The organism is Herbidospora yilanensis, from assembly GCF_001570565.1.
In the GTDB taxonomy this organism is placed as follows: Bacteria; Actinomycetota; Actinomycetes; order Streptosporangiales; family Streptosporangiaceae; genus Herbidospora; species Herbidospora yilanensis.
On record NZ_BBXE01000014.1, the window covers coordinates 390,798 to 396,812 of the forward strand.

Sequence of the window (6,015 nt, forward strand, 5' to 3'; positions counted from 1 at the left end):
TCGGCGACCTCCAGGTCGTCGGCGCCGTCTTCCGGCACGACCCCGACCTGGACGTCGTCACCTCGGGCAACGTGCTGCTGAGCACCCCCCACGGGGTCGCCGCCCAGCTCACCTTCGGGATGGAGCACTCCTACCACAACGCCTACCGGCTGATCGGCAGCACCGGCCAGATCCTGCTCGACCGGGTGTTCACACCGCCGGAGACGCACCGCCCGGTGGTGCGGATCGAACGCCAGGACAACCGCGAGGAACTCGTGCTGCCCGCCGACCACCAGTTCGCCAACGTCGTCGCCGCGTTCGCGCGGGCCGTGCTGACCGGCGAGGACGTGACCGCGCAGCAGGAGGGCTCGTTGCGGCAGGCCCGCCTGATCGAGGACATCAGGGCCGCGGCCGTGCACGCCGACATCCGCTCGGGGGTCTTCCGCGAGGCGACGGCCCCGGTCCCCCGGTGAGCGCGTGACGAAGGCCCCGGTCCGTCAGCCAGCCGGACCGGGGCCTTCGACCGTGTTCAGCGAAGGGTCAGGCTCCGCATCTCCGGCCACAGCCGCGACCAGGGCTTCAGCGGCCGTTCGCAGATCCAGATCGGCGTGCCGATCGCGATGCCGATCCGGCCCTCCACGGTCCCGGCCCGCCGGACGGCGCCGAAGTGGCGGCGCAGGCTCTCCTCCGTGCCGCCGACGTACAGGACCGTCGTGACGCCGTCGCCGGGCCGGCCGAAGTCCCAGTAGCCGCGGTGCGGGCTGTGGGGACGCGGCAGGCCGCGGTCAGGGCCGAGCACCTCCAGCGCGCCGGCCTGCCAGTAGAGCTTGGTGACCACGGCGGCGCCGCCCGGCGGCCCGGCGGGCAGCGTCCGCCAGACCCGGGCGACCGAGTCGGTGAACTCGGGCCAGCCGAACTGCACCAGGGTGTCGAACCGCGCGCGCCGGTCGTCCGGCGAGGTCGCCGGGCGCACCTCCGACGGCGAGTCGATGGGCAAGCCCAGCAGCGTGAGCAGCGCGGACAGCGCGAACACCGGCCAGGTCGGCACCCAGCGCCACCAGCGGGCCGGCCGCCGCTCCTGCAACTGCACGGCCCCCGCCGCGAACAGCAGCGGGAACACGCCCGCCACGTAGGTGAACCTGCCGTTGGCGGCCACCACCGCCACGATCACGACCAGCGCGGCCCACCCGAGGTAGCGGTGCGGGCGCAGTTCGGGTGAGCGCAGCAGCTTCCAGAGGCCGTAACAGCCCAATATCGTGCCGATGGCCAGGCCCATCGTCATCAGCGCCTGGGGCAGGAAGGCCAGCCGGCCGCCCCACATCAGCTCGGTCTCCTCCGAGAGCACGGCGGTCATCTCCGCCTGCGGCCAGCCGTGGGCCGCCTGCCAGACCAGGCCGGGCGCCGCCGTCAGCACGGCGAAGGCCGCCCCGGCCCAGAGCAGCGGGCGGGTGAGCATCCGGCGGGGGCCGGCCACCAGCAGGCCGATGCCGACGCCCGCCCAGAAGATCGGGATCAGGTACTTGACCTGCAACGCCACCGCCGTGGCGACCCCCGCCCACAACAGCGGCAGATCGGCGGACCATCCGGTCCGGCCCTCGTTGTGCAGGCGCACCCACCGGGCCACCAGCCAGGTGCACGACGTCCACGCCACGAGGTTGAAGGTGCCCGTGTCGATCTGCCCGCCGTGGTTGAGGAAGGCGATGGCGAACGCCGCCGCCGCCATCACCTGCGCCCGCCGCCGCCCGCCGAGCTCGCGCGCGATGAGCGCGCACAACACGACCCCCGCCGCGACCACGAGCGCGTCCGGCGCCCGCAACCAGAACAACGAACCGGGGAAGAGCCCGTCCATCAGGGCGGCGAGCAACGGCACGAACGGCGGCTGGTCGGCGTAGCCCCAGTCGGGGTGGCGGCCGGCCGCGACGAAGTACAACTCGTCCATGCTGTAGCCGTAACGGTGGATGGTGGCCAGGAGCAGCGCGGCGGTGACCGCGGCGATGCCGCCCACCGGCCACCAGGCCACCGGCGCGGCGCCCCGCTCCGTGGTCTCCGTGTCGGGTTCGCGTTCGGTCACGCTCACCGGCCGGCCCCCGGGTTGATCAGGTCGGGGCGGGTCCAGCCGTCGAGGTCGTAGTCGGCCATGCACTGCTCGGCGAAGCCCTTGAGCTGCTGCGCCTGCCCGCTGGACTGGTACGCCAGCAGCGTCTGCACCCGGATGCCCTCGTGGTCGCCGGCGTAGGAGCGCTCGTACAGCTCGTGGCGTCCGGCGAACTCGGTGCCGACGCAGTCCCACAGCAGCTTGAGCAGCTTCACCCGGTCGACCGCCGCCATGTCGCGCGAGCCCCGCAGATAACGGTCGAGGTAGGGGCGGATCTCGGGGTTCCGCCAGTCGTCGGCGTGGGAGTTCAGATAGATCAGGCCGCTGCCGAGCGTCTTCTGGATGATCTCCTTGATCTTCGGATAGCCGACGCCCATGAACGTGCGGTACGCGTTGGCGTAGTTCACGTTCGGCCGCACCGACCCGCCGTGCCACGGGAGCGGCGACTTGGCCATGGCGTCCGACAGGCCCCAGAACAGGTCGCGCCAGTTGAGGATCTCTCCCACCTGCGCCTGCACGCCCCGGAAGGCGGACACCCCGGTCGCCTCGACGCCCTTCAGCACGCAGCCCGCGATGAAGTCGAGCTTCACGGCCAGCCGTGCGCAGCCGTGGAAGGTGAACCGTTCCTGCACCCCCGACCGGGCGGCGAACGCGTTGGCCGCGCCGGCGTCGTACATGAAGACGTCCTCCCAGGGGACGAGCACGCGGTCGAAGACCATGATCGCGTCGTTCTCGTCCATGCGGCTGGACAGCGGGTAGTCGAACGGGCTGCCCTGGGCCGCCGCCGCCCACTCGTAGGAGGAGCGGCAGATCAGCTTGAGCCCGGGGGCGTTCGTCGGCACGGTGAACACCAGGCCGAACTTCTTGTCCCTGATGGGCAGGCCGAAGTGGGCGATGAAGTTGGCGTTCGTGATGGCCGAGCCGGTGGCGACCACCTTCGCGCCCGAGACCACCAGGCCCGCGTCGGTCTCCTCCTCGACGTGCACGCACACGTCGGCCGTCCGGTCGGCGGGCCGGTCGCGGTCGATGGGCGGATGGGCGATCGCGTGGTTGAAGTAGAGCACCCGCTCCTGCGCCTCCTTGTACCAGCGCAGCGCGTTGTCCCGGAACGGGCCGTAGAGGTCGGCGTTGGCCTGCAGGGTGCCGAAGAAACCGGCCTTGTAGTCGGGGGTGCGGCCCATCCAGCCGTACACGCGGCGCTGCCAGGCCACGATCGCGTCGCGGGCCAGCAGCAGATCGTCGGACGAACGCGCCGTGCGGAAGTACGGATGGGTGAAGCCGCCGTTTCCCGTGTCGGTCGGGACGCGCAATACGCCCTCGGCCTCGGGTTCGTGCAGGGCGTCGTACAGCTGGGCGATCGAGCGGGCGCTATTGCGGAATGCGGGGTGGCTGGTGACGTCCGCGACGCGCTCTCCGCCGATATATACCGTGCGTCCGTCGCGCAGCGATTCCAGGTATTCGGCGCCGGTCATCGGCCGGACGTCATTCAATGGGCCGGCCGTGGCGGGGGAAACGGTCGTCATCTTTGGCATTCTCCTTCTGGTAGCGGAGATCGGCCTGCTGAACTGCATGTAAGCTGCTCGCGCGTCCCGCTGGCGGGACATGCGCATTTTATTGGCGGAGAATATGCCTATCATGCGGAGAACGTTGATCCGAAGGCAATGTGAACGTGGTTGCCGGGTCGGCCGGGCCCTGGTTATGGTTGCCGCGAGTTTCGGCCCGATAGCCACAGAATGGGCGGGCGAAGAATGTTCGAGAAAATCAGTGAGGGGATTCTCTCCACCATTGGGGCGACCCCGCTCGTCCGGCTCGACCGCCTTTTCGGGAATTCCGGGGCCCGGTTCCACGCCAAGCTGGAGGCGGTGAACCCGGGCGGCAGCATGAAGGACCGGTCGGCCATGGGGATGGTGCTCGGCGCGATCGACCGCGGCGAGCTGATCCCCGGCCGGTCGACGGTCGTCGAGTCGAGTTCCGGCAACCTCGGCATCGGCCTGGCGCAGGTGTGCCTGTGGTTCGGGCTGCGCTTCATCTGCGTGGGCGACCCCAAGATGACGCCGCAGAACCTGGCGATCCTGGCCGCGTACGGCGCCGAGATCGACATCGTCCGCGAGCCGGACAACGACATGGGCGACTACCTGGCGGCCCGGGTCAGGCGGGTGCGCGAGCTCGTCGAGCGCATCCCGCACGCCTATTGGCCCAACCAGTACGCCAACCCGCTCAACGCCCGCGCGCAGGAGACCATCATGCGCGAGATCGCCGAGCGGCTCCACGGGCGGGTGGACTACCTGTTCGTCGCGACGGGCACCTGCGGCACCATCAACGGCTGCGCCCGTTACATCGCCGACCACGGGCTCGGCACCCACATCGTCGCCGTCGACGCCGAGGGCAGCGCCATCTTCGGCGAGCAGACGTGCCGGCGGCTCATCCCGGGGCACGGCGCGGCGTTCCGCTCGGAGTTGTACTTCGACGGCATCGCCCACTCCGTGGCGCGCATGACCGACCAGGACTGCGTGGTCGGCTGCCGGCGGCTGGTCGGGGCCGAGGCGATCCTGGCGGGCGGCTCCTCCGGGGCCGTCGTGAGCGCCGCCGCCCAGCGGCTGGCGGAGATCCCGGACGGCGCGAACTGCGTCCTGCTGCTGCCCGACCGGGGGGAGCGGTACCTCCAGACGATCTACTCCGACGCCTGGGTCGAGGAGAAGTTCGGCGACATCGCCCATCTGTGGAAGGAGCAGACCACATGCTGATCCTGCGGCGGCGCGACGTGCTCGACCTGCTGGACGGCGCGGAGGACACGGTGTGCGCGATCGTCGAGAACGCGTACGCCGCGCACGCCCGAGGCGAGACCGCGGTGCCGCACTCGGTCTTCCTGCGCTTCCCCGACCGGCCGGGTGACCGCATCATCGCCCTGCCCGCCTACGTCGGCGGCGAGCGCCCGATCGCGGCGCTCAAGTGGGTGGCCTCCTTCCCGGGCAACACCGCCGCCGGCCGTGAACGGGCCTCGGCGGCGATCCTGCTCAACTCGCTCGCCGACGGCCGCCCGGAGGCGCTGCTCGAAGGGGCGGTCATCTCCGCCCGGCGCACCGCCGCGAGCGCCGCCGTGGCGGCTGGCCTGCTGACCGCCGGCGCTCCGGCCGACGTCCGGCGCGGCGTCACGCTCGTCGGCTGCGGCGTGATCGGCTTCGAGATCCTCCGCTTCCTGCGGGCGCGGCTGCCCGAACTGGAGGAGGTCACCCTGTACGACCTGGACGCCTCCCGGGCCGCCGGCTTCGCCGACCGCGTCGCCGGGCTGGGCCTGAAGACGTCGGTCGCCGGGGACGCGGACACCGCCATGGCCGCCCACCGCCTGATCGCGCTGGCCACCACGGCGGGCGAGCCGCATCTGGGCACCGGCGCGTGCCGCCCCGGCACGCTCATCCTGCACGTGTCGCTGCGCGACCTCACCCCGGAAGCCGTCCTCGCCGCGCGCAACGTCGTCGACGACACCGACCACGTGTGCCGCGAGGCCACCTCGCTCGATCTGGCCGCCCGCCGCTCGGGGAACCGCGACTTCGTCGACGCGGAGATCGGCGACCTGCTGACGGGCGCGGCCGAACTGCCGTACTCCGCCGAGGCGCTGACGGTGTTCTCGCCGTTCGGCCTCGGCGCGCTCGACGCCGCCCTGGCCGCCCACGTCCTGGACGGAGCCGCCGCGCGGGGACTCGGCACGCACGTACCCGACTTCATCGCCTGAGGAGGACAGATGCCCACTGAGGAGAGGTTCCTGGTCGTGGTCAACCACGAGGAACAGTACTCGGTCTGGTTCGCCGACCGTGAGCTGCCCGCCGGATGGCGGGCGGAGGGCACCGAGGGCACCCGCCAGGAGTGCCTGGACCACATCGAGCGGGTCTGGACCGACATGCGCCCGCTGAGCCTGCGGCTGCGCATGGCCGAGTCCGGCTGAA

Annotated in this window: 5 protein-coding genes and 1 pseudogene; 4 read left to right on the forward strand and 2 right to left on the reverse strand. The window is 71.5% G+C overall.

What is annotated here, in order from left to right; translation table 11 throughout:
• Nucleotides 1–452 (forward strand): annotated as a pseudogene (locus tag AW273_RS38425) (hypothetical protein); the annotation flags it as partial.
• Nucleotides 453–508: 56 nt separating this feature from the next.
• Here the strand turns inward: AW273_RS38425 and AW273_RS06085 are convergent.
• Complete coding sequence (locus tag AW273_RS06085; protein WP_063909848.1) at nt 509–2,056, reverse strand: ArnT family glycosyltransferase; 1,548 nt, start codon at nt 2,054–2,056, stop codon at nt 509–511.
• Nucleotides 2,053–3,597 carry a 4-hydroxyphenylacetate 3-hydroxylase family protein gene (locus tag AW273_RS06090; RefSeq protein ID WP_062346044.1) on the reverse strand — a complete coding sequence of 515 codons (1,545 nt, stop codon included), beginning with the start codon at nt 3,595–3,597 and terminating at the stop codon, nt 2,053–2,055. The genes AW273_RS06085 and AW273_RS06090 overlap by 4 nt, the downstream gene beginning before the upstream one ends.
• Before the next feature lie 225 nt (nt 3,598–3,822).
• Between AW273_RS06090 and sbnA the strand changes: the two genes are divergently transcribed.
• Genes sbnA through AW273_RS06105 form a run of 3 tightly spaced genes read left to right on the forward strand, consistent with a single transcriptional unit; the run spans nt 3,823 to nt 6,014 of the window.
• The gene (gene sbnA / locus AW273_RS06095; protein ID WP_062346049.1) at nt 3,823–4,818 is read left to right on the forward strand and encodes a 2,3-diaminopropionate biosynthesis protein SbnA; all 996 of its coding nucleotides are present in this window, start codon (nt 3,823–3,825) and stop codon (nt 4,816–4,818) included.
• Nucleotides 4,812–5,804, forward strand: a complete 993-nt coding sequence (sbnB, locus tag AW273_RS06100; RefSeq protein WP_062346050.1) for a 2,3-diaminopropionate biosynthesis protein SbnB — start codon at nt 4,812–4,814, stop codon at nt 5,802–5,804. The genes sbnA and sbnB overlap by 7 nt, the downstream gene beginning before the upstream one ends.
• A 9-nt stretch (nt 5,805–5,813) precedes the next feature.
• Nucleotides 5,814–6,014 (forward strand): MbtH family protein, encoded by a 201-nt coding sequence (locus tag AW273_RS06105; protein WP_062346051.1) that lies wholly within the window; start codon nt 5,814–5,816, stop codon nt 6,012–6,014.
• Nucleotide 6,015: the final 1 nt, after the last annotated feature.